The sequence below is a fragment of the Massilia timonae genome (assembly GCF_001866515.1).
Lineage (GTDB): Bacteria > Pseudomonadota > Gammaproteobacteria > Burkholderiales > Burkholderiaceae_D > Telluria > Telluria timonae.
The window spans coordinates 1,573,935-1,592,798 of sequence record NZ_JRYB01000001.1 but is presented as its reverse complement, the minus strand read 5'-3'; the positions used below and the strand labels follow the sequence as shown (position 1 = coordinate 1,592,798).

Below are 18,864 nucleotides of genomic sequence, written 5' to 3'. Positions count from 1 at the left end.
GCCAGGTGTCATGATTTTCTCCTGGAAAGATGACATGGCAGAAAAATGCTAAGATTGTTGACAATTTTTTACCGATGGTCAGGGGAACCCTGTGTGTATGGTCATGCCAAACTGTATATGCCTGACGCCATGAATTTCGTGAGAGTAAGGCAAAAGCGTATTGCATGAAGTACTGGCAGGTTCCACGGGAAGCAGTCAACCACGGCGCTGCCTGTTACCTGACATGTACAGACTTGCCGCATTCTGGACTTGAAGCCGAACAGCCCCTCCTCGATACACTTGTAGCTGACAGTTATTCAGGTCAGCCAACACACTCGCGAAGATTTAGGTGACTATAGGAGATAAATCTTGTCCATGATAATTATTATGGCAACGTGCAACGGGGCCAAGACGTTGCCAAAAGTGTTTGAAGGATATGCGAACCTCGCACAACCCGTAGGTGGGTGGTCGGCCATCGTGGTGGATGATGGGAGCGATGACGAAACCCGTTCAATCGTCGAATCTTACGCAAAATTATTGCCGATCGAATACGTTCATCAGGAGCGAAGCGGCAAGAATGCAGCACTCAACCGTGGCGTTGAGCTGGCGCTGCAACGTCGTCCGGCCGCCGAGTTGTTCGTGATGACAGACGATGACGCCACGCCTGAGCCCGATTGGCTTGTTGCGATGCAGGCTTGCATGCTGGAGAACGCCGACTATGACCTGTTTGGTGGTGCAATATTGCCCGATTGGGGCGCCCCACCTCCTGACTGGGTGCTGCGTCATGTTCCACTTGGGCTGGCGTTCGCGATCACCAACTTCAGCGACGGCCCGATTCAGCCCGGCGCCATATGGGGACCGAATATGGCAGTTCGCCGCCGGGTGTTCGAAGCCGGGCACCGGTTCAACCCGAATGTAGGACCAAACCGCGGTAACTATATCATGGGTAGCGAGACGGAATTCAATAAGCGTGTCGTCGCCGCAGGCCATAAAGCCTGGTTCTCGAACAATCCGCGAGTCAACCATTTTATTCGTCCACATCAGTTAACTGAGGAGTTTTGCCTGGGCCGCGCTTTCCGAGGAGGACGCGGTACATGTCTGGAAACGGGCGACATGACGCACTTCCCCACATTATTTGGCGTACCGCGCTGGCTATATACGAAAAAAATGCGTCATGCACTGCAAATTGCCTTGGCAACGTTGCGTGGCGATAGTGAAGCCAAGTTCAAGGCGCGCTTCCACTACCATCACACGCGTGGATTCTTGCATCAGGCACATGATCTGAAAAACGCAGCATCGCGGAAGCAATGAGGCTGCCTTAGCGAGCTCAACCGGGCATCGCAAGACTGGATCATTGAACGGATTGTGATATAGAACTTGTGCATCAATCTTTTCATGAATTGGATATTGGAATGAACGAATCATTTTTCCACGTCAAACGGCTGACTGAAGGGTTTGATGTTCGGGGAAAAGCGCATTGTGCCCTTGGGCACCAGATCGCACGAGAATCGGGTAATCCCGACGGCATCTACGTCGAATGGAACTGGGATGGGAAGTGCTTAACTGCGCGCAACGACCGCTACGGGATGTTCCCGGTTTTTTATTACTCGCGCGACGGGGAATTCGCGATATCGTCGTCCATCGATCAGCTTCTCAATGCCGGTGCCAGTCCCGAACTGGATGAAACGGCGCTATCCGTATTCTTCAGGCTCGGCTTTTTTATCGGCGACGATACACCTTTCCGCCACATCCGCGCCCTGCCGCCGGCGGCGACACTGAGTTGGGATGGTGAACTACGTCTTGAACGCGCGACCAGGGCCCGTGGCGCCCCCAGCCGTGGCGAATCTCGCACATCTGCGCTCGACACCTATAACGAACTTTTCCGCCGTTCGATGACCCGGCGGGCTCCCTCCGATGCGAATTTCGCTGTGCCATTGAGCGGAGGACGCGATTCACGACATATCTTGTTCGAACTGCTCCGCCAAGGGCATAAGCCTGGTCGCTGCATTACTGCGCTCCACTTCCCACCACGGGGAAACGAAGATGCGCGCATTGCCACCATGCTTACGCAAGAATTCGGGTTGAAGCATGACATTATTCCGCAATCCGGCTCATTTTACACAGCGGAAGCGGCGAAAAATCTGTTGACCAGTTATTGCACCGATGAGCATGCCTGGTATCTGGAGACGGTATCCAATATTCGCGCGCGAGAACGTGTCGTTTATGACGGTATTGCAGGAGATGTTCTTTCGCAAAGCGTTTTTCTGACAGAGGAACGCCTGCGATTATTCCAGACCGCTTCTGCCAAAGAAATCGCAACACAGCTCCTTAGCAAAGCCGAGAGGAAACTCAGCAATCTTCTGACGCCGCAGTTATACCGTAGTACAAGCCTGGAACTTGCTGTCACCCATCTGGAAAAAGAAGTAAAAACTCATTTGGATAGTCCAAATCCGGTCGGTTCGTTCTTCTTCTGGAACCGTACACGACGCGAGATTGCCTTGGTACCCTATGGCCTGCTGGGAGATGTGCCAACCGTGTATGCTCCATTCCTGGATCATGATCTCTACGACTTTCTTACGGGACTGCCTGTAGAAATGTTAGTCGATCATACCTTCCATACAGATACAATCAGCCGCGCATATCCCGAGTACGCAGGACTTCCATATGAAGACAAAGGAAAGCGCGCCGATTCGCCAGACTTCATGCTGCTTCACGCCGAATTTGGCAGGAAGGTAGCCAAGCGCCTGCTGCTTCGTCCATCATCACGACTGATCAACAAGCGCTTTGCCCTTCCACGCGCTGTGCGGACCCTCTTCAGTTCAGCCTTCAGTGCGTCTACACACTGGTACAGTCCGTTGGCACTCTATCTCGACCAGCTCGATATCGCGTCGCGTCGCTGAGCGCCGCGGAATGCCATGGCATCCCGCATCGGCCGTTTCAGGCCGAGGGGGCGAGGTTGACTTCTCTCGCTGTCATCCAGGCACGTCCGTTGCAGAATGGCACGACAATTATCAGACAAATTCAAGACAGTTTTATGGGACTGATTCGATAAGGTACGAGGTTTCGTTATACCAACCTTATTTGCCTTTCCTGTCGAGGACCCCCCATGAAGCTGAAGTTTCCCCTGATCGCCGCCTTTGCCGCCATGCTCGCCCTGACCGCCTGCGGCGGTGGGGGCAGCGACGACGACAAGCCCGTCGTCAGCAGCCCTGCGGCGCTGACCAAGACCGACAACACGGTGGGTACCGGCGCCGAGGCCGTGACCGGCAAGACGGTGACCACCCAGTACACGCTGTGGCTGTATAACGACAAGGTCGCCGACTTCAAGGGCACGCGTCTGGAATCGGGCAATCTGCGCCCTTACGTCGTCGGCAGCGGCACCGTCATTCCCGGCTACGACCAGGGTGTGATCGGCATGAAGGTCGGCGGCAAGCGCACCGTCCTGATCCCGGCTAACCAGGCCTACGGCGCGACCGGCAACGGTCCGGTTCCGCCGAACTCGGGCCTGGTGTATGAAATCATCCTGACCAAGGTCGAGTAAGCCGGCCAGGCCCGGCGTTAATGACCTACCGGACCGGGGCATCGCCCCGGTCTTTTTTTGCGTGTACGGCTGACCTGGCGCACGCTCCACCGGACGGCGGCAGGCGATGCTCGGGATTTTAGGCCGAGCCGATCATGCGTTCTTCTTTCCACTTTGCCGTCTGCCTGCTGCCCAGCTACTCTGCCTTCGCCGCCACCACGCCCGCGCCCGCGCCGGTCTTCCCGGCTTGCGTCGTCGCTGATCCCGTTCTCGCCGCCGACCCGCCCGCCTGGCTGCTGCTGGCCGCCGCGCTGCTGCTGCTCGGGGCCGGCCGCTTGGCCGCCTCGTGATCCGCATACGCCTGCGCTGGCGCAGAACGGCCGCGCTTTATTTGCGACATCGTTGAGATTCCCCGGTCACCGGAAGGATTGATCATGTCCCTGCGCAAACATTTCTTAAATAAATTGTTGGTGGTATTAGTGGCATTGCCGGGACTGGCCATGGCGGCGCCGCTGTACCGCATGACCTGGCTGCCGCAAGACTTCACCGCCGCCGGCCTCGACGGCGCCGGGCGGGTGGTCGGCACCGCGCAGGGCGGGGCGGCGGTGTGGTCGACGGGCGGCACCACCTACCTGGCCTCGCTCCTGCCCGGCAGCGAAGGCCTGGCGATCAATAACGGCGGTTCCATCGTCGGCCGCGTCGGCAGCGACGCCTTCGTGTATGCCGGCGGCGCGTTCTCGATCTTCAACGTGCCGCCGGCCTACGGCACCTGGGCCACCGCCATCAACGACGCCGGCCAGGTGGCGGGCTTCGGCGCCGTCGGCTTTTCCGAGACCTACGCCTTCCTGTACCAGTCGGGCGCCGTGACCCAGCTGGGCAGCTTCGGCGGCACGATCAGCGTGGCCAATGCGATCAATGCCAGCGGCCACATCGCGGGCTTCGCCAGCCGCGCCGGCGATGGCGACGACTGGGGCGATCCGCGCCGCACGGCCTCGGTCTATCGCGACGGCGTCCAGCACGACCTCGGCTCGCTGGGCGGCTGGTTCAGCGAAGCGAACGACATCAACGACGCCGGCTTCGTCGCCGGCTGGTCCGGGCTCGAGGACAACTTCGGCGAGCGGCCCTTCCTGTTCTCGCCCCTTGATGACCGCATGATCGATCTCGGCACGCTGGGCGGCGTGTCCGGGCGCGCCAATGCGCTCAACAATGCCGGGCTCGTGGTGGGCCTGTCCGGCATCGGCAGCGTGGGCGGCTTCGACTACCATGCCTTCGTTTATGGGGCCGACGGCGGGCGTGACGGCATGCTCGACCTCAATGCGCTGGTGGGCGAGCGCGGCGACTGGCAGCTGGTGAATGCGCTCGACGTCAACGATGCCGGCCAGATCCTGGCCCAGGCCTGCAACGGGCTGGGCGACTGCCGTGCGGTACGGCTCGACCTGGTCACGGCGGTGCCCGAGCCGGGGACCTGGGCGATGCTGGGGACGGGGCTGGCGCTGCTGGCCTGGCGCGCGCGCCGGCGCCCGCGCGCGCGCCTGCACCGGATGGCGCCGGCGCTCCTGATCGGACCGCTGGCGGCGCCGCTGGCAGCGGCCGCCGCGCCGGCCACAGCGCCGGTGGAAGCGGCGCAGGCCGCGCCGGGCTTGTTCCGGGTCACCTTCATTCCGGCCGAACTCAATGCCAGGGCCATCAATGGCAAGGGCCATGTGGCCGGCAGCAACGGCGCGGCCGCCGTGTGGGATGGCGCCACCGTGCGCGATTACGCCGCGCTGGCGCCGGGTTCGAGCGCCGCCGCGATCAACGGTCACGGCCACCTGGCCGGGGCCTACGTTGATGCCGCCCACGTGTTCTCGCCCGCCGGCCTGCGCAATGCCGGGCGCGGGGTGCTGGTGGGTTTCAATTCGGCGAGCGGCCTGAACGACAGCGGGGCGGTATCCGGCAACGCCGCCTTTGGCGTCGGCGAGCGTGGCCGCGGCTTCGTCGTCGCCAACGGCATCACGCGCATCATTCCCACGTTCGGCGGCACCTGGGGCGGTTCCGCCGCGATCAACCGCCACGGCGCCGTGACCGGCACCGCGTCGGTCACGGGCGACGCGATCCCGGTGCCGCACTACCTTGCCTACGTGTATCGCGACCAGATCATGCGCAGCCTGGGGACGCTGGGCGGCAAGAACAGCAGCGCCTTCGACATCAACGATGCGGGCGACGTGGTGGGCGTCGCCGATACCGGCATCGTCATCGACGGCGCCAGCTATCTATGGCAGCCGTTCCTGTATTCGGACGGCGTGATGTACGGCCTGGGCGCGCTGGGCGGCTTCGGCTATGGCGTCGCCAACGGTCTCAACAACGCCGCATCGGTCGTCGGCTCGTCGAGCGCCGACACACCCGATGGCCCGGCGTCGCACGCCTTCCTCTACGAGCGGGGCGCGATGCGCGACCTGAACGCGCTGAGCGCGATGCCCGCCGGCTGGACGCTGGTGGATGCGACCGACATCAACGATGCGCGCCAGATCCTGGCCCTGGCCTGCCGTCTCGAAGACTGCCAGTATGTGCGGCTCGATCCGCCGCCATGCGATTGCTGAGGCCGCGGCGCCGCCCGCAGTCGTGCGGGCGGTTCAGCGCAGCATGTCGATGTGCATGATGCCGTCTTCGTCATAGGGTTCCGAGACGGTCTGGAAGCCGAAGCTGCCGTAGAAGCGCTCCAGGTATTGCTGGGCGCCGATGCGGATGCGGTGGCCCGGATACAGCGCCTCGGCCTGGCGGATGCCCTCGTCGAGCAGGGCGCGGCCGGCGCCCGTGCCGCGCGCGGCCGGGGTGGTGATCACGCGGCCGATCGACATCTCGTCGTACTTGGCGCCCGGGGCCAGCACGCGCAGGTAGGCGGCCAGGCTGCGCTTGCCGTCGACGCTGCGCCAGCCCAGCAGGTGGTGGGCTTCGGGGTCGTGGCCGTCGATGTCGGGATACAGGCAGGTCTGCTCGAGGATGAAGACGTTCTGGCGCTGGGCCAGCACTTCGTAGAGGTCGAACGGGGAGAGGTCGGCGAAGCGCGAGAATTGCCAGTCGATGAGGCTAGAGGTGGTCATGAAATGCGAAGCGATGGTGGTGGAATGTGGAACGGCGGTCATTCGGCGGCGGTTTCGAAACCTTCCAGCACATTGACCGTATGGATGCCGAGCTCGGGGCCGGCGTTGCCGCCCTCGAACATGAAGGCCGTGGGCAGGCCCAGGTGGGCGATGCGTTCGCCGATGCGCAGGAAATCGCCGCCCTGCAGGCCGAAGCGCGGATCCTGTCCTTGCGCGGCCGTATCGACGCCGAGCGAGACCACCAGCGCCTGCGGCCGGGTCATGGCGATCTTGAGGCAGGCGGTTTCCAGCGCCGCGAACCAGGCGCCGCTGCCGCAACCGGGCGCGAGCGGGATATTCATCGTGTAGCCGAGGCCGGCGCCGCTGCCGGTCTCGTCGGCGTGACCCAGGTAGAACGGATATGCCTGGCGCGGGTCGGCATGGATCGAGACGAACAGCACGTCGTTGCGATGATAAAAAATGCTTTGGGTGCCGTTGCCGTGGTGGTAGTCGAGGTCGAGGATGGCCACGCGCTCCAGGCCGTCGTCCAGCAGGTGCTGGGCCGCCAGCGCGGCATTGTTCAGGAAGCAGGCGCCGCCGAAGAAATCGCTGCCGGCATGGTGGCCGGGCGGGCGCGTCAGCGCGAAGGTGCCGCGCTCGCCGCGCCGCAGGGCATGGGCCGCATTGACGGCGCAGTCGGCGCCGGTCTTGGCTGCGATCCAGGTGCCGCTCGTCAGCGGCGTGGCGGCATCCATCGAGTACAGGCCGAGGCGCGCGCAAACATCGTCCGGCTCGATATCGGCGCGCAGGGTGCGCACCGGCCACACCCCCGGCAAGGCATCCTTGCCGGCATTGCGCGGGTCGAGGGCGATCCACTCGCTCCAGGCCTGGCGCAGGAAGTGCAGATAGCGCGGGCTGTGCACCCGCTCGAGCGTCATGAGCGGCACGCCGTGCGGCGTGACGATGGCGCCCAGGCCGCGCCGCTCGCATTCCTTCAGAACGATAGCGGCGCGCTCGGGTTTTTCCGAACAAGGCGCCAGCTCGCCGCGATCGAGCTCGACGCGGCCGTCATGCTGGGCATGGTGTTCGTTGTAAAACGTGAGCAAGTGGTCCTCGGGGCTGCGGAGTCAAGCGGTAAGCGCGAGCGGCCGTGGCGGCGCTGGCGCGCCCCGTCGAACTACAGCCTACCGGAACTTAGTTGTTGGAGCATAGCCTACTGCAATTGTAGGCCGCAACAAAGTCGTCGAAGCTGCCGGTGTCCGTCTGCTCGATGCTCGCCTGCTCGGCGTGCGAGTTGGCCGCCATCTCGTCGAACAGCGCTTCCTCGGCCGGCATCAGCGGGCTGTCGCGGAAGGTGGCCGCATGCAGGCGGCTCTGCTGCAGGCCGAAGGCCGCGGCCGAGCCGAGCGCGCGCACTTCTTCCAGCACCCGCGCCGACGGGGTGAGCGAGGGATCCTCGATCTTCGCCTTCTGCCTGGCCAGCGAACCCTGGTGCACGTCGCCCTCGTTGTGCTGATCGTCCAGCAGCTGCGCCACCGGACGGATGCGCTCGATCAGTTCCAGCGCCCATTCCGTCAAAGGCACCTCGACGCCGTCGCGGGTCAGGGTCAGGTCGGGGCGGCGGCCCTCCTTGACCGTGCGCGCGAAGTTGCGCGCGTGCAGCTGGCTGTCGTGGGCGCTGATCAGCGGGCTTTCCTCGAGCGCGCAGAACAGCAGGAAGGCGTCCAGGAAGCGGCCGGTATCGAGGGCGATGCCGACCGGTTCGAACGGGTCGACGTCGAGGCAGCGCACCTCGATGTATTGCACGCCGCGATTGCACAGGGCCTGGACCGGACGCTCGCCGGTGCGGATCACGCGCTTGGGTCGGATGGTCGAGTAATACTCGTTCTCGATCTGCAGCACATTGGTCGACAGCTGGATCCACTCGCCGTCTTTCTTGGTGCCCAGCTTGGCATAAGGCTCGTAGGGACGGTTGACCGCATCCATCAGGCTCGTGACATAGCTTTCCAGGCTGTTCTCGTGCGGACGCAGGCCGGACTGGGCATCGTTCTGGTAACCCAGGTCGCTCATGCGCAGGCTGGTCGCGTAGGGCAGGTACAGGGTGTCGCCCGACAAGGTCTCGAGATTGTGTTCACGGCCGCGCAGGAAGCTGGTGGTGAGCGCCGGCGTCGCGCCGAACAGGTACATCAGCAGCCAGGAATAGCGGCGGAAGTTGCGGATCATCGCGATATAGCTTTCCGACTGGAAGTCGCGCAGCGCATGGCGGCGTTCCTCGGTGATCCCTTCTTCTTGCGCGAACAGCTGCCACAACCGTTCCGGCAGCGAATAGTTGTAGTGGATGCCGGCGATGCATTGCATGGCCTTGCCATAGCGCAGCGCCAGGCCGCGCCGGTACACGTGCTTGAGCATGCCGATATTCGACTTGCCGTACCAGGCGATCTCGATCTCTTCCTCGGGCGGCAGTTCGCCCGGCATCGACACGCCCCACAGCATTTCGTCGCCCAGCTTGGCGTAGGCGTAGCGGTGGATCGCATCGAGGCGGTGCAGCGCCAGCGCGATGTCGTGCTCGGCAGGCGTGATGAATTCCAGCAGCGCCTCGGCGTAGTCGGTCGTGATGTGCGGGTGCGTCAGGGCCGAACCGAGCGCCGGGGAGTGCGGGGTGCGCGCCAGCCGGCCTTGCGCGTCGACCCGTAGGGTCTCGCGCTCGATGCCGCGCAGGCCCTGGCCCAGCAGGGCGCGGTGGTCGTCGTCGTCGAGCAGGGCCAGGCGGCGGTTGAATTGGTTCGACACAGTGTTTCCTTTCTTATACTGCCAGTTCGGTTGGTGCAGAGATTAACCGAAAAACGGACTGCGCGTTCGGGCGCCCCTCATTCAGGCGAAGGCGCATCCCAGAGCGGCGCCCGGAACGATTTGCTGGCAGGCGGCGGCGCAGGCGGGGACGGCGGCGCGAAATCGGGCGCCGGGCCCGGGTCGTAGCCCGGCGGGAGTTCGCCATCGAGCATGAAGTCGAATTCGAAGGCGGGAATCCAGGTCGGCTCCGGCCGCGATGCGAACTCGGCGTTGAACTCGGCATCGGGGGCGGCCGCGGCCTGCGGCGCGCCGGCGCGCGTGGCCGGATCCTTCTCGGCCGCGAGCCAGAGGCCCATCCGGCGTTCCAGCTCGGCCAGCGGCAGGGCGCCGCCGCCGAGCAGGGCGTCGTGGAAGCGGCGCAGGTCGAACAGCTTGCCGAGCGCGGAGCGCGCCTGGGTGCGCAGCGCCAGGATGCGCAGCTGGCCGATCTTGTAGCCCAGCGCCTGGCCCGGACGCGCGATATAGCGGTCGACCTCGGCCTCGTTGTCCAGCGGCGGATTGGCGGTATGCGTGTTCAGGTAGTCGATCGCCTGCTGGCGCGTCCAGCCGAGCGAATGGATGCCGGTGTCGACCACCAGGCGCGCGGCGCGGAACATCTCTTCGTTGAGGTGGCCGAACAGCGAGAACGGATCCTGGAACAGGCCGAGTTCAGGGCCCAGGCTTTCGGCATAGGTGGCCCAGCCTTCGCCGTAGGCGTCGTACCAGCCGTGGCGCCGGAACGCCGGCAGGTCCAGTTCCTGGGCGCGCGCCACCTGCAGGTGGTGGCCGGGCACCGCCTCGTGCAGGGCCACGGTGTCGACCTGCCAGATCGGACGCGCGTCCAGGCGCGCCGTGTCGACCACCAGCGCGGCGGTGCGCGCCGCGCTGCCGGCCTCGTAATAGGCGGCCGGCTGGCTGGCGCCGTCGACGCCCATCGGCTTGACGACGATGCCGGCCGCCGGGACGACCGTCACCACGCGGCCCAGCCGCGCCTGGGCCAGCGCCAGCGTGCGCCGGTAGCGGTCGAGCAGGGCCGCCGCGTCGCCGAAGAACAGGCGCCGGTCGCTGCGCGCGAAGGCGATGAACTCGGCGAAGCCGCCGCGAAAGCCCGTGCGCGGGATCAAACGCTCGATGTCCGCGCGCAGGCGCGCCACCTCTTGCAGGCCGAGCGCATGCACCTGGGAAGGCGTCATCGCGGTGGTGGTGCTGTCCTTCACCAGCTGGGCGTACCACGCGGGGCCGCCCGGCAGCGCCGCGGCGCCGATGCTGTCGCGCGCGGCGGGCACGTAGTCCTGGCGCAGGAAGTCCTCGAGCTTGCGCAGGGCGGGCGCCGCCTGCTGTTCGAGGGCCGCCTTGCCGGCCGCGCGGAACTGCTCGCGCACCTCGGGCGCGATGGTCGCCGGGATGCGCCGGAAGGGCGCGCCGAGCGCGCCGTCGACCAATTTTTCGCGCAGCGCGCGCAAGGCGTCCGGCACTGGCGCGATGGCGGCCTTCGGGATCGTCCATCCGGCCTGTTTGCCGGCGCGCAGCTGCTCGATCAGGCCGTCGACGTGGGCCGGCAGCGCCTGCAGGCGCGCCAGATAGGTCAGGTAGTCGGCGTCGGTCGCGAACGGCATCTGCGCGACCAGGCGCGGCAAGCGCACCTGCAGGCCGTCATAGGCGGTGATCGGCAGCGGATCGAAGGGCGTCAGGGCGCCGGCGGTGATCAGGCGCTCCTTGTCGGCTACGAACAGGTCGTACGACACCCGGTCTTCACCAACCAGCTGCGCGCGGTCGATCTTCTGCGCCGCCGCCAGCATGGCGCGCTCGTGCTCGAGCGCGGCCGCGCGTCCCGCCAGCGAGGTGTCGGACAGCCAGGCGTTGTAGCGATGCTCGCCCAAGGCGGTGGCCTTCTCGGGCGCATGGCGCAACTGCCACTGCCAGTCGCGCTCGTAGAGCCGGGCCGCCAGCCTTGACGGCTGCTCGCCCGGCGCATCCTGGGTGACGGCAGGCGGCGCGGCCGGCGCGGGCGGCACGGCGGCGGCGCCATGCAGCGGGGCGAGCAGGACGAGAGAGGCGAACAGGATGCGCATGCATGCTCCGGAATCAGGACTGGTCATTTTAACAAGTCCATTCCCAGGGGTGCGCGCCCCAGGCGCCCTAGGCACCGCGGCGGCCTCCGCTGACCCGTTCGATGCCGGCCAGGTCGCGCCAGCTCCGCACCTCGCCGTAGCCGCGCGCCTTGAGCAGGCCGCGCACCGCCTCGGCCTGGTCGTAGCCATGTTCGAGCAGCAGCCAGCCGCCGGGTTCCAGGTGCGCCGCCGCGCCATCGGCGATGGTGCGCAGGTCGGACAGGCCGTCGGCATGGTCGGTCAGGGCGTCGATCGGCTCGAAGCGCAGGTCGCCCTCGATCAGGTGGCGGTCGCCGGCCACGATATAGGGCGGGTTCGAGACGATCAGGTGGAAGCGTTCGGCGCCGAGGGCTGCGTACCAGTCGCTGCGCAGGAAGCGCACGCGCGCGCCGTTGGCGGCGGCATTGGCGCGCGCGACGGCCAGCGCCTCTTCGCTCACGTCGAGCGCGGTGACGTCGGCGTCGGGCCGCGTATGGGCGACGGCGACGGCGATCGCGCCACTGCCGGTGCCCATGTCGAGCACGCGCTGCTGCGGCGCCAGGCGCTCGAGCGCGAGTTCGACGATCAGTTCGGTGTCCGGACGCGGGATCAGCACCGCCGGCGTCACCTTGAACGGCAGCCCGAAGAATTCGCGCTCGCCGACGATGTAGGCGATCGGTTCGCCGTCCAGGCGGCGTTGCACCAGCGCCGCCAGGAGCGCCGTTTCTTCAGCGGTGAGCACGCGTTCCGACTGCGTGATCAGGGCCACGCGCGGCAGGCGCAGCGCATGGCACAGCAGGATGCGGTTTTCCAGCGGATCGAGCGGCAGCGACAGCCGCACCTGCCCGAGGTTGGCGCCGGCCTCGATCATGCCCGCTTGGCGCGGAAGTGGCGCAGCAGCACCCAGCCCAGCAGCACGGTGAGCACCACGAACCAGACCGCCGACCATTGCGGGATGGCCAGGCCCAGGATGGCGTCGGTCGCGCCTTCGCACAGCCCGTCGGCGCGGAACAGCCACGGCAGGTATTCGGCGGTGGGGATCTTGTTGAGCATCGTTTCCATCGGATCGATGCCGCACGAGAAGCCGGGATTGGCGATCACGTACAGGTGCTTGCCGACCGTGTACAGGCCGCCGAAGGCCGCCAGCAGTGCCAGGATCGTGCCTTCACGCACCTTGCCGCTGATGGCCGATACCAGCGTGCACACGCCGATGGCGAGGAACATGTAGCGCTGGATCACGCACAGCGGGCAGGGCCGCATCTCCATGATGTGCTGCAGATAGAGGGCGACGGCGATCAGCGCGAACGAGATCGACGAGATGGCGAACAGGACCTGGCGGTTGGTAGGCATGCGTGGCTTTCTCAGAACGTGTACCAAGGGGCGGAGCAAGCGCTTATTTTCGCATGAAGCGGCCACGCCCGACGTCGTGCATTTTCAATCTGGCAACTTAACAATGACTTAAGTCATCAGTCACCGAGCGCCGCCAGCAATTCGGCCTGGTGTTCCTGGGCCAGCGCATCGGTCAGCTCCTTCAGGTCGCCGTCCATGATGAAGTCCAGCTTGTACAGGGTCAGGTTGATGCGGTGGTCGGTCAGGCGGCCCTGCGGGAAGTTGTAGGTGCGGATGCGCTCGCTGCGGTCGCCCGAGCCGATCAGGCTCTTGCGGGTAGCCGCTTCCTTCGACTGCTGCTCGCGCAGCTGGGCGTCCTTCAGGCGCGCCGCCAGCACCTTCATGGCCGAGGCCTTGTTCTTGTGCTGGCTGCGGTCATCCTGGCATTCCACCACCAGGCCGGTCGGCAGGTGGGTGATACGCACTGCAGAATCTGTTTTATTGATGTGCTGGCCGCCGGCGCCGGAAGCGCGGTAGGTGTCGATGCGCAGGTCGGCCGGGTTGATGTCGACGTCCTCGACCTCGTCGGCCTCGGGCATCACCGCCACCGTGCAGGCCGAGGTGTGGATGCGGCCCTGGGTTTCGGTGGCCGGCACCCGCTGCACGCGGTGGCCGCCCGATTCGAACTTGAGCTTCGAATAGGCGCCATGGCCCACCACGCGCACGATCACTTCGCGGTAGCCGCCCAGGTCGGAGGGCGACTCGGACACCATCTCGACCTGCCAGCGGTTGCGCTCGGCGAAACGGGTGTACATGCGCAGCAGGTCGCCCGCGAACAGGGCCGATTCGTCGCCGCCGGTGCCGGCGCGGATCTCGAGGAAGATGTTGCGCTCGTCGTTGGCGTCCTTCGGCAGCAGCATTTTCTGCAGCTCGAGTTCCAGGCCCGCCATGCGTTCCTTCGCGGCCTCGATTTCCTCCTGGGCGAAGTCCTTCATGTCCGGATCCTGCAGCAGCTCGCGGGCCGCCTCGGTATCCGCGAGCGCGCCCTGGTACTGGCGGTACACGCCCACCAGCGGCGTCAGTTCGGCGTGCTCGCGCGTCATCTTGCGGTAGCTGTCCATGTTCGCGGTGGCGCCTTCGCTCATCAGGAGTTCATCCAGCTCGACGAGGCGGTTGGCGAGTTGGTCCAGCTTGAACAGCATGGAAGGTTTCATGGGCAGTCTCGGTATGAAGATGGTCGGATGGCCGCAGCGAAGGGCCGGGTTGCGCGAGCTGGCGCGCATGGCGGGCGGGGCCGCCGGGAGGATCGGGCGCTAACGGCGGCCGCGGAACAGCTGCGGCAGCAGGGTGGCCAGGCGCGCGCGGTCGTCGCCCTGGGCCTGGTGCAGGGCCTGTTGCGGGCCGTGCAGGAACTTGGCGGTGAGGCCCTTGGACAGCGCTTCGAGCACGGCTTCGGCATCGTCGCCGCGCGCCAGCATCTTGCGCGCGCGTTCGAGCTCGGCCTGGCGCAATGCCTCGCCCGATTCGTGCAGATCGCGGATCACCGGCACCACGGCGCGGTCGCCGACCCAGTGCATGAAGGACTGGACCCGGGTCTCGATGATGGCTTCGGCCTGGCGCACGGCGGCCTGGCGGCTTTCCATGCCGGTCTGCACCACCTGGGCCAGGTCGTCGACCGTGTACAGGAACACGTCGTCCAGGCGCGCGACCTCGGGTTCGATATCGCGCGGCACGGCCAGGTCGACCATGAACATCGGGCGGTGGCGGCGCGCCTTGACCGCGCGCTCGACCAGGCCCTTGCCGATCAGCGGCAGGGTCGAGGCGGTGCACGAGATGACGATGTCAAATTGCTGCAGGTTGTCCGGCAGGTCGGCCAGGCGGATCGCGCGGCCGTTGTAGCGCGCGGCCAGCGCCTCGCCGCGCTCCATGGTGCGGTTGGCGATGGTGACCGATTTCGGGTTCTGGGCCGCGAAGTGGGCCGCGCACAGCTCGATCATCTCGCCGGCGCCGATGAACAGCACGTGCTGGTCGGCGATGCGGTCGAAGATGCGGTGCGCGAGGCGCACCGCGGCGGCGGCCATCGACACGCTGTGGGCGCCGATCTCGGTGGTGGTGCGCACTTCCTTGGCCACCGCGAAGGTGCGCTGGAACATCTGGTGCAGATAGGTGCCCAGGCCGCCGGCGGCATCGGCGGTGCGCACCGCATCCTTCATCTGGCCCAGGATCTGCGGCTCGCCCAGCACCATCGAGTCCAAGCCCGACGCGACGCGGAAGGCGTGGCGCACGGCGTCGTCCTGCGGCAGCAGGTAGAGGTGGGGGCGCAGCTCGGCGTAGTTCAGGGCGTGATAATGCGCCAGGAACTGGGCGGAAGCGTCGAGGGGATCGGGCAGCCCCGTCGCCGCGTACAGCTCGGTGCGGTTGCAGGTCGACAGGATCGCCGCCTCTTCGCCGCCGGTGGACCCTTGGCGCGCGAACCAGCCGCGCGCCGACTGCACCGCCGTGCCGATCTGGTCGGGCGCGAGCGCCAGCTGCTCGCGCAGCGAGACCGGTGCTGTGGTGTGGTTCAGGCCGACGGCAAGCAGTTGCATTTCGGAGGGAGGGCGAAGGTCAATGGACTGGGGCCATTATACCTTCTTGCTGTGAGGGTTTCAGGCGCCGAGCTTTTCCAGCCGGTAGCCATAGCTGTAGACCGGCACGAGGCGGAAGCCGTTCTCCGGCCGCAGATGGAGTTTGTTGCGGACGCGCGAAACGTGGGTATCCATGGTGCGCGACGGCACGTCGTTTTCGCGGACCCACACCGATTCGTGGATATAGGCGCGCGACAGCGGGCGGCCGATGTTGCGGAAGAACAGCAGCGCCAGCGAAAACTCTTTTTGGGTCACGTCGATCACCGAGCCGTCCTTGAGCAGCCGTCCGGGACGGGTCTCGAAGGTGTACGGGCCGAACTGCAGCTGCTCGGCGCTGTTCTGCGACGGATAGGCGCGGCGCAGCAGGGCCGAGACGCGCGCCACCAGCTCGCCGCGGCGCAGCGGCTTGACCAGGTAGTCGTCGGCGCCGGCGGTGACGCCGGCGATGATGTCGTCTTCGGCGTTGTTCCCGACCAGGAACATCGTCGGCGCGGCGGACGCCAGCTTTTCCTTGGCGCGGCGCAGCACTTCGGCGCCTTCCATATCGGGGACATTCCAGTCCATCACCAGCATGTCGGCGCTGTCCTTGCGCAACTGCCCCAGCAGCTCCTTGGCGCTGTCATACGATTGACAGCTGTGGCCAGCAGCGCTGAGGACCTGGCAAATCAGGTCAGCTTGGGGGCGGTCTTGCTCCAGTACGGCGATCTTCATGACGGGCGAAATGTTGTTTGGTTGCCTATGTAGGAAGATTCCTACAAAGTTAAACCAAATATATCAGACTTTCACAAAACGATGCTACTGATAAACTTCGCCCAGACACCAAAAGGTGACATTTGTACTATAAGACTGTTGTGTTAAGGGGACCACGCAGTAAATCTCGCTACAGGCGTAGACTGAATTTCATATGTCATTCAGATAATGTAGAGGGGTAAATTATGTTGTTTACACGTAAAAATGTGACGGCGCCCGCGGATCGCGTGCCCGTCAGCGGCGCCGCCATCGAGACCACCCGCATCGCGTGCCTGGCCCTGGTCAAGAAACGCGCCGCCATGTCGGCGGCGGTGGCCGCGGTGCCGGTGCCCGGCCTCGACCTGCTGGCCGACATCACGGGCTTCGCCGCCCTGGTCGACCAGATCAACGCCGAATTCGGCCTGACCCAGAAGCAGATCGAGCGCCTGCACCCGCGCCTGCGCGTGATCGCCTACAAGGCGGCGGCATCGGTGGGCGGCATGCTGGTCGGCAAACTGGTGACGCGCGGCGCGGTGGCGCGCCTGTTCCGGGTCGTGGCCGGCCGGATGGCGGTCAAGACCACGGCCAAGATAGTGCCGCTGGCCGGCCAGATCGCGTCGGCGGCGATCGGCTACACGCTGTTCAAGCGGATGGGGGCGCAGCACGTCGAAGCCTGCGTCAAGGTGGTGCAGGAGCTGGAGCGGGCCGAGTCCGCGGGCGAGGCGCCGCAGCCGGTGCAGGAGAACGATGACGCCGCCACTGCGCAGGTCAATGGCGGCGCGCTCAGCGGGCCGGCGAAGGAGCCGGTGCTGGTGATGTAAGGCGAGGGGCCCCGGACGCGTGGCGGCGCAGTCCCCGCGCGTTCAGGCAACCTTCGGAAAATCGACCACCGTATCGTTGATCCGGTTGAACAGGTTCGTCAGCGTGATCGCCGTGATCGCCAGGGTGAGGTCGACGATCTGGGCATCGCTCACGCCGGCCGCCTTGACCGCCTCGACCCTGCTCGCGTCCACGGTGCCGCGGGTCGTCACCAGGTGGCGCGCGAACTCCGCCAGCGCGTCTTCGCGGGCATTGCCGGTGGCCTGGCCCTGGCGCACGGCGGCCAGCGCATCGGGGGACAAGCCGGCCATCTTGCCCATCAGGCTGTGGGCGGCCACGCAGTAGTCGCAACCGTTGACGGCGCTGACCGCGAGCTTGATGACTTCGACGTCGCGCGCCGACAGCGTGGTTTTCTTGAGGCTGGCGTCCAGGGCCAGCACCGATTCCAGCACCACCGGGCTGTTGCTGCCGATGTCGCGGTAGGCGTTCGGCACCTTGCCGACGGCGCCCCGGATGGCGCTGAACAATTGGGCGGCGGCGCCGGTGGCGTCCGGGACGGGGCGGGAGGCGAGACGGGTCATGGTGAAGCTCCTTGTCGAAAGTTCGTCGGGTGTGGCTGGCTGGCCGATGTGTTGCAGCCATGAATCCAGTATAGGCAGGCCCGTCGATACTTTGAATGCTCGGACTCAACTAATAATTGCCCGATCGTCTCACTGCTCCTATGCTCGGCACCAAAGAAAATGCCCGCACCAGGCGGGCATCGTCGGGCGCAGGGCGGCGCCACTCAGGTATCCGGCAGCACCACGTTCACGTCCAGCACTTCCAGGTTGCCCTGGCGGTCGAGCGAGACCTTGATGTCGTCGGGATTGACCTTGACGTACTTCGAGATCACGGCGATCAGCTCCTGGTGCAGGGCCGGCAGGAAATCCGGACCGGCGCGGTTGGTCCGTTCGCGTGCGATGATGATCTGCAGGCGTTCCTTGGCGGCTGTCGCGCTCTTCTTTTTTTCGGGGAAGAGGAATGAAAGCAATGCCATCTCACTTGGCTCCGAAAATGCGCTGGAACAGTCCCGGCTTTTCGTAGTTGGTAAAGCGCAGCGGGCGTTCTTCGCCCAGGAAGCGCGCGACGACGTCCTCGTAGGCATCGGCCACGTCGGTCCCCTTGAAGTGGATCGCCGGGTTGCCCTGGTTCGAGGCGTGCAGCACCGATTCCGATTCCGGAATGATGCCGATCAGGGGGATGCGCAGGATTTCCTGCACGTCCTGGTAAGAGAGCATTTCGTCCGCTTCGACGCGCTTCGGCGAGTAGCGGGTGATCAGCAGGTGTTCCTTGACCGGCTCGCTGCCGCTCTGGGCGCGGCGCGACTTGGCCTGCAGGATGCCCAGGATGCGGTCCGAGTCGCGCACCGACGAGACTTCCGGATTGGTGACCACGATCGCTTCGTCGGCGAAGGTCAGCGCCATCAGCGCGCCGTGCTCGATGCCGGCCGGCGAATCGCAGATGATGAACTCGAAGTCCATCTTGACCAGGTCGTTGAGCACGCGCTCCACGCCTTCTTCGGACAGGGCATCCTTGTCGCGCGTCTGCGAGGCCGGCAGGATGAACAGGTTGTCGCAGTGCTTGTCCTTGATCAGCGCCTGGTGCAGGGTCGCTTCGCCATTGACGACGTTGATCAGGTCGTAGACCACGCGGCGTTCGCAGCCCATGATCAGGTCGAGGTTGCGCAGGCCGACGTCGAAGTCGATCACTGCCGTCTTGTGGCCGCGCATGGCCAGCCCGGTGGAGAAGCTAGCGCTCGAGGTCGTTTTGCCCACACCGCCCTTGCCGGACGTCACAACAATAATTCTTGCCACAAAAAAGTCCTTTACAGTATCTGTTCAGTT

At 65.4% G+C, this 18,864-nt stretch carries 18 protein-coding genes; 6 read left to right on the top strand and 12 right to left on the bottom strand.

Annotation, left to right across the window (positions count from 1 at the left end; all coding sequences use genetic code 11):
- Positions 1-354 precede the first annotated feature (354 nt).
- The 5 genes from LO55_RS25745 to LO55_RS06835 all read left to right on the top strand — a co-directional run bounded on the left by LO55_RS25745 (position 355) and on the right by LO55_RS06835 (position 6,078).
- Positions 355-1,290, top strand: a complete 936-nt coding sequence (locus LO55_RS25745; protein ID WP_083415216.1) for a glycosyltransferase — start codon at positions 355-357, stop codon at positions 1,288-1,290.
- 101 nt (positions 1,291-1,391) lie between these two features.
- A complete protein-coding gene (locus LO55_RS26260) occupies positions 1,392-2,879 on the top strand; it encodes an asparagine synthase-related protein (protein WP_005663965.1) in 1,488 nt (495 codons plus the stop codon).
- A 206-nt stretch (positions 2,880-3,085) separates the two neighbouring features.
- Complete coding sequence (locus tag LO55_RS06845; RefSeq protein WP_071360923.1) at positions 3,086-3,520, top strand: FKBP-type peptidyl-prolyl cis-trans isomerase; 435 nt, start codon at positions 3,086-3,088, stop codon at positions 3,518-3,520.
- A 134-nt stretch (positions 3,521-3,654) separates the two neighbouring features.
- Positions 3,655-3,849 (top strand): hypothetical protein, encoded by a 195-nt coding sequence (locus LO55_RS06840; RefSeq protein WP_071360922.1) that lies wholly within the window; start codon positions 3,655-3,657, stop codon positions 3,847-3,849.
- 84 nt (positions 3,850-3,933) lie between these two features.
- The gene (locus LO55_RS06835) at positions 3,934-6,078 is read left to right on the top strand and encodes a PEP-CTERM sorting domain-containing protein (protein WP_071360921.1); all 2,145 of its coding nucleotides are present in this window, start codon (positions 3,934-3,936) and stop codon (positions 6,076-6,078) included.
- A 33-nt stretch (positions 6,079-6,111) separates the two neighbouring features.
- On the opposite strand, the gene LO55_RS06830 is transcribed toward LO55_RS06835, so the two are convergent.
- The 9 genes from LO55_RS06830 to LO55_RS06790 all read right to left on the bottom strand — a co-directional run bounded on the left by LO55_RS06830 (position 6,112) and on the right by LO55_RS06790 (position 16,144).
- Positions 6,112-6,579, bottom strand: a complete 468-nt coding sequence (locus LO55_RS06830) for a GNAT family N-acetyltransferase (RefSeq protein ID WP_071363704.1) — start codon at positions 6,577-6,579, stop codon at positions 6,112-6,114.
- Between the two features lie 38 nt (positions 6,580-6,617).
- Entirely contained in the window at positions 6,618-7,664 is a 1,047-nt protein-coding gene (locus LO55_RS06825) for a histone deacetylase family protein (protein ID WP_071360920.1), read from the bottom strand.
- Positions 7,665-7,752: 88 nt separating this feature from the next.
- Entirely contained in the window at positions 7,753-9,348 is a 1,596-nt protein-coding gene (gshA, locus tag LO55_RS06820) for a glutamate--cysteine ligase (RefSeq protein ID WP_071360919.1), read from the bottom strand.
- A 77-nt stretch (positions 9,349-9,425) separates the two neighbouring features.
- The gene (locus LO55_RS06815; protein WP_071360918.1) at positions 9,426-11,459 is read right to left on the bottom strand and encodes a DUF885 domain-containing protein; all 2,034 of its coding nucleotides are present in this window, start codon (positions 11,457-11,459) and stop codon (positions 9,426-9,428) included.
- 67 nt (positions 11,460-11,526) lie between these two features.
- Positions 11,527-12,348: a peptide chain release factor N(5)-glutamine methyltransferase gene (prmC, locus tag LO55_RS06810; RefSeq protein WP_071360917.1), complete on the bottom strand. Its 822-nt coding sequence runs from the start codon at positions 12,346-12,348 to the stop codon at positions 11,527-11,529.
- Entirely contained in the window at positions 12,345-12,827 is a 483-nt protein-coding gene (locus LO55_RS06805; protein ID WP_005663953.1) for a disulfide bond formation protein B, read from the bottom strand. The genes prmC and LO55_RS06805 overlap by 4 nt, the downstream gene beginning before the upstream one ends.
- Positions 12,828-12,943: 116 nt before the next feature.
- Positions 12,944-14,020: a peptide chain release factor 1 gene (gene prfA / locus LO55_RS06800; RefSeq protein ID WP_071360916.1), complete on the bottom strand. Its 1,077-nt coding sequence runs from the start codon at positions 14,018-14,020 to the stop codon at positions 12,944-12,946.
- A 99-nt stretch (positions 14,021-14,119) separates the two neighbouring features.
- Positions 14,120-15,394, bottom strand: coding sequence for a glutamyl-tRNA reductase (gene hemA, locus LO55_RS06795; protein ID WP_071360915.1), 1,275 nt, complete (start codon positions 15,392-15,394; stop codon positions 14,120-14,122).
- A gap of 60 nt (positions 15,395-15,454) precedes the next feature.
- Positions 15,455-16,144, bottom strand: a complete 690-nt coding sequence (locus LO55_RS06790) for a response regulator transcription factor (protein ID WP_071360914.1) — start codon at positions 16,142-16,144, stop codon at positions 15,455-15,457.
- 245 nt (positions 16,145-16,389) lie between these two features.
- On the opposite strand from LO55_RS06790, the gene LO55_RS06785 reads away from it, so the two are divergent.
- Positions 16,390-16,983, top strand: coding sequence for a hypothetical protein (locus LO55_RS06785; RefSeq protein ID WP_229410093.1), 594 nt, complete (start codon positions 16,390-16,392; stop codon positions 16,981-16,983).
- A 42-nt stretch (positions 16,984-17,025) separates the two neighbouring features.
- Here LO55_RS06785 and LO55_RS06780 read toward each other — a convergent pair whose 3' ends face one another.
- From LO55_RS06780 to minD, 3 genes are all read right to left on the bottom strand, one after another.
- Entirely contained in the window at positions 17,026-17,562 is a 537-nt protein-coding gene (locus LO55_RS06780) for a carboxymuconolactone decarboxylase family protein (protein WP_071360912.1), read from the bottom strand.
- Positions 17,563-17,765: 203 nt separating this feature from the next.
- Positions 17,766-18,017, bottom strand: a complete 252-nt coding sequence (gene minE, locus LO55_RS06775) for a cell division topological specificity factor MinE (protein WP_005663943.1) — start codon at positions 18,015-18,017, stop codon at positions 17,766-17,768.
- Between the two features lies 1 nt (position 18,018).
- A complete protein-coding gene (minD, locus tag LO55_RS06770; RefSeq protein ID WP_005663941.1) occupies positions 18,019-18,834 on the bottom strand; it encodes a septum site-determining protein MinD in 816 nt (271 codons plus the stop codon).
- Positions 18,835-18,864: the final 30 nt, after the last annotated feature.

Coding starts and splice junctions, on each gene's coding strand:
- LO55_RS25745 (WP_083415216.1), top strand. CDS start 355: ATGATAATTATTATGGCAACGTGCAACGGGGCCAAGACGTTGCCAAAA.
- hemA (WP_071360915.1), bottom strand. CDS start 15,394: ATGCAACTGCTTGCCGTCGGCCTGAACCACACCACAGCACCGGTCTCG.
- LO55_RS06830 (WP_071363704.1), bottom strand. CDS start 6,579: ATGACCACCTCTAGCCTCATCGACTGGCAATTCTCGCGCTTCGCCGAC.
- LO55_RS06815 (WP_071360918.1), bottom strand. CDS start 11,459: ATGCGCATCCTGTTCGCCTCTCTCGTCCTGCTCGCCCCGCTGCATGGC.
- LO55_RS06805 (WP_005663953.1), bottom strand. CDS start 12,827: ATGCCTACCAACCGCCAGGTCCTGTTCGCCATCTCGTCGATCTCGTTC.
- LO55_RS06835 (WP_071360921.1), top strand. CDS start 3,934: ATGTCCCTGCGCAAACATTTCTTAAATAAATTGTTGGTGGTATTAGTG.
- LO55_RS26260 (WP_005663965.1), top strand. CDS start 1,392: ATGAACGAATCATTTTTCCACGTCAAACGGCTGACTGAAGGGTTTGAT.
- LO55_RS06845 (WP_071360923.1), top strand. CDS start 3,086: ATGAAGCTGAAGTTTCCCCTGATCGCCGCCTTTGCCGCCATGCTCGCC.
- prfA (WP_071360916.1), bottom strand. CDS start 14,020: ATGAAACCTTCCATGCTGTTCAAGCTGGACCAACTCGCCAACCGCCTC.
- LO55_RS06790 (WP_071360914.1), bottom strand. CDS start 16,144: ATGAAGATCGCCGTACTGGAGCAAGACCGCCCCCAAGCTGACCTGATT.
- prmC (WP_071360917.1), bottom strand. CDS start 12,348: ATGATCGAGGCCGGCGCCAACCTCGGGCAGGTGCGGCTGTCGCTGCCG.
- LO55_RS06780 (WP_071360912.1), bottom strand. CDS start 17,562: ATGACCCGTCTCGCCTCCCGCCCCGTCCCGGACGCCACCGGCGCCGCC.
- minE (WP_005663943.1), bottom strand. CDS start 18,017: ATGGCATTGCTTTCATTCCTCTTCCCCGAAAAAAAGAAGAGCGCGACA.
- LO55_RS06840 (WP_071360922.1), top strand. CDS start 3,655: ATGCGTTCTTCTTTCCACTTTGCCGTCTGCCTGCTGCCCAGCTACTCT.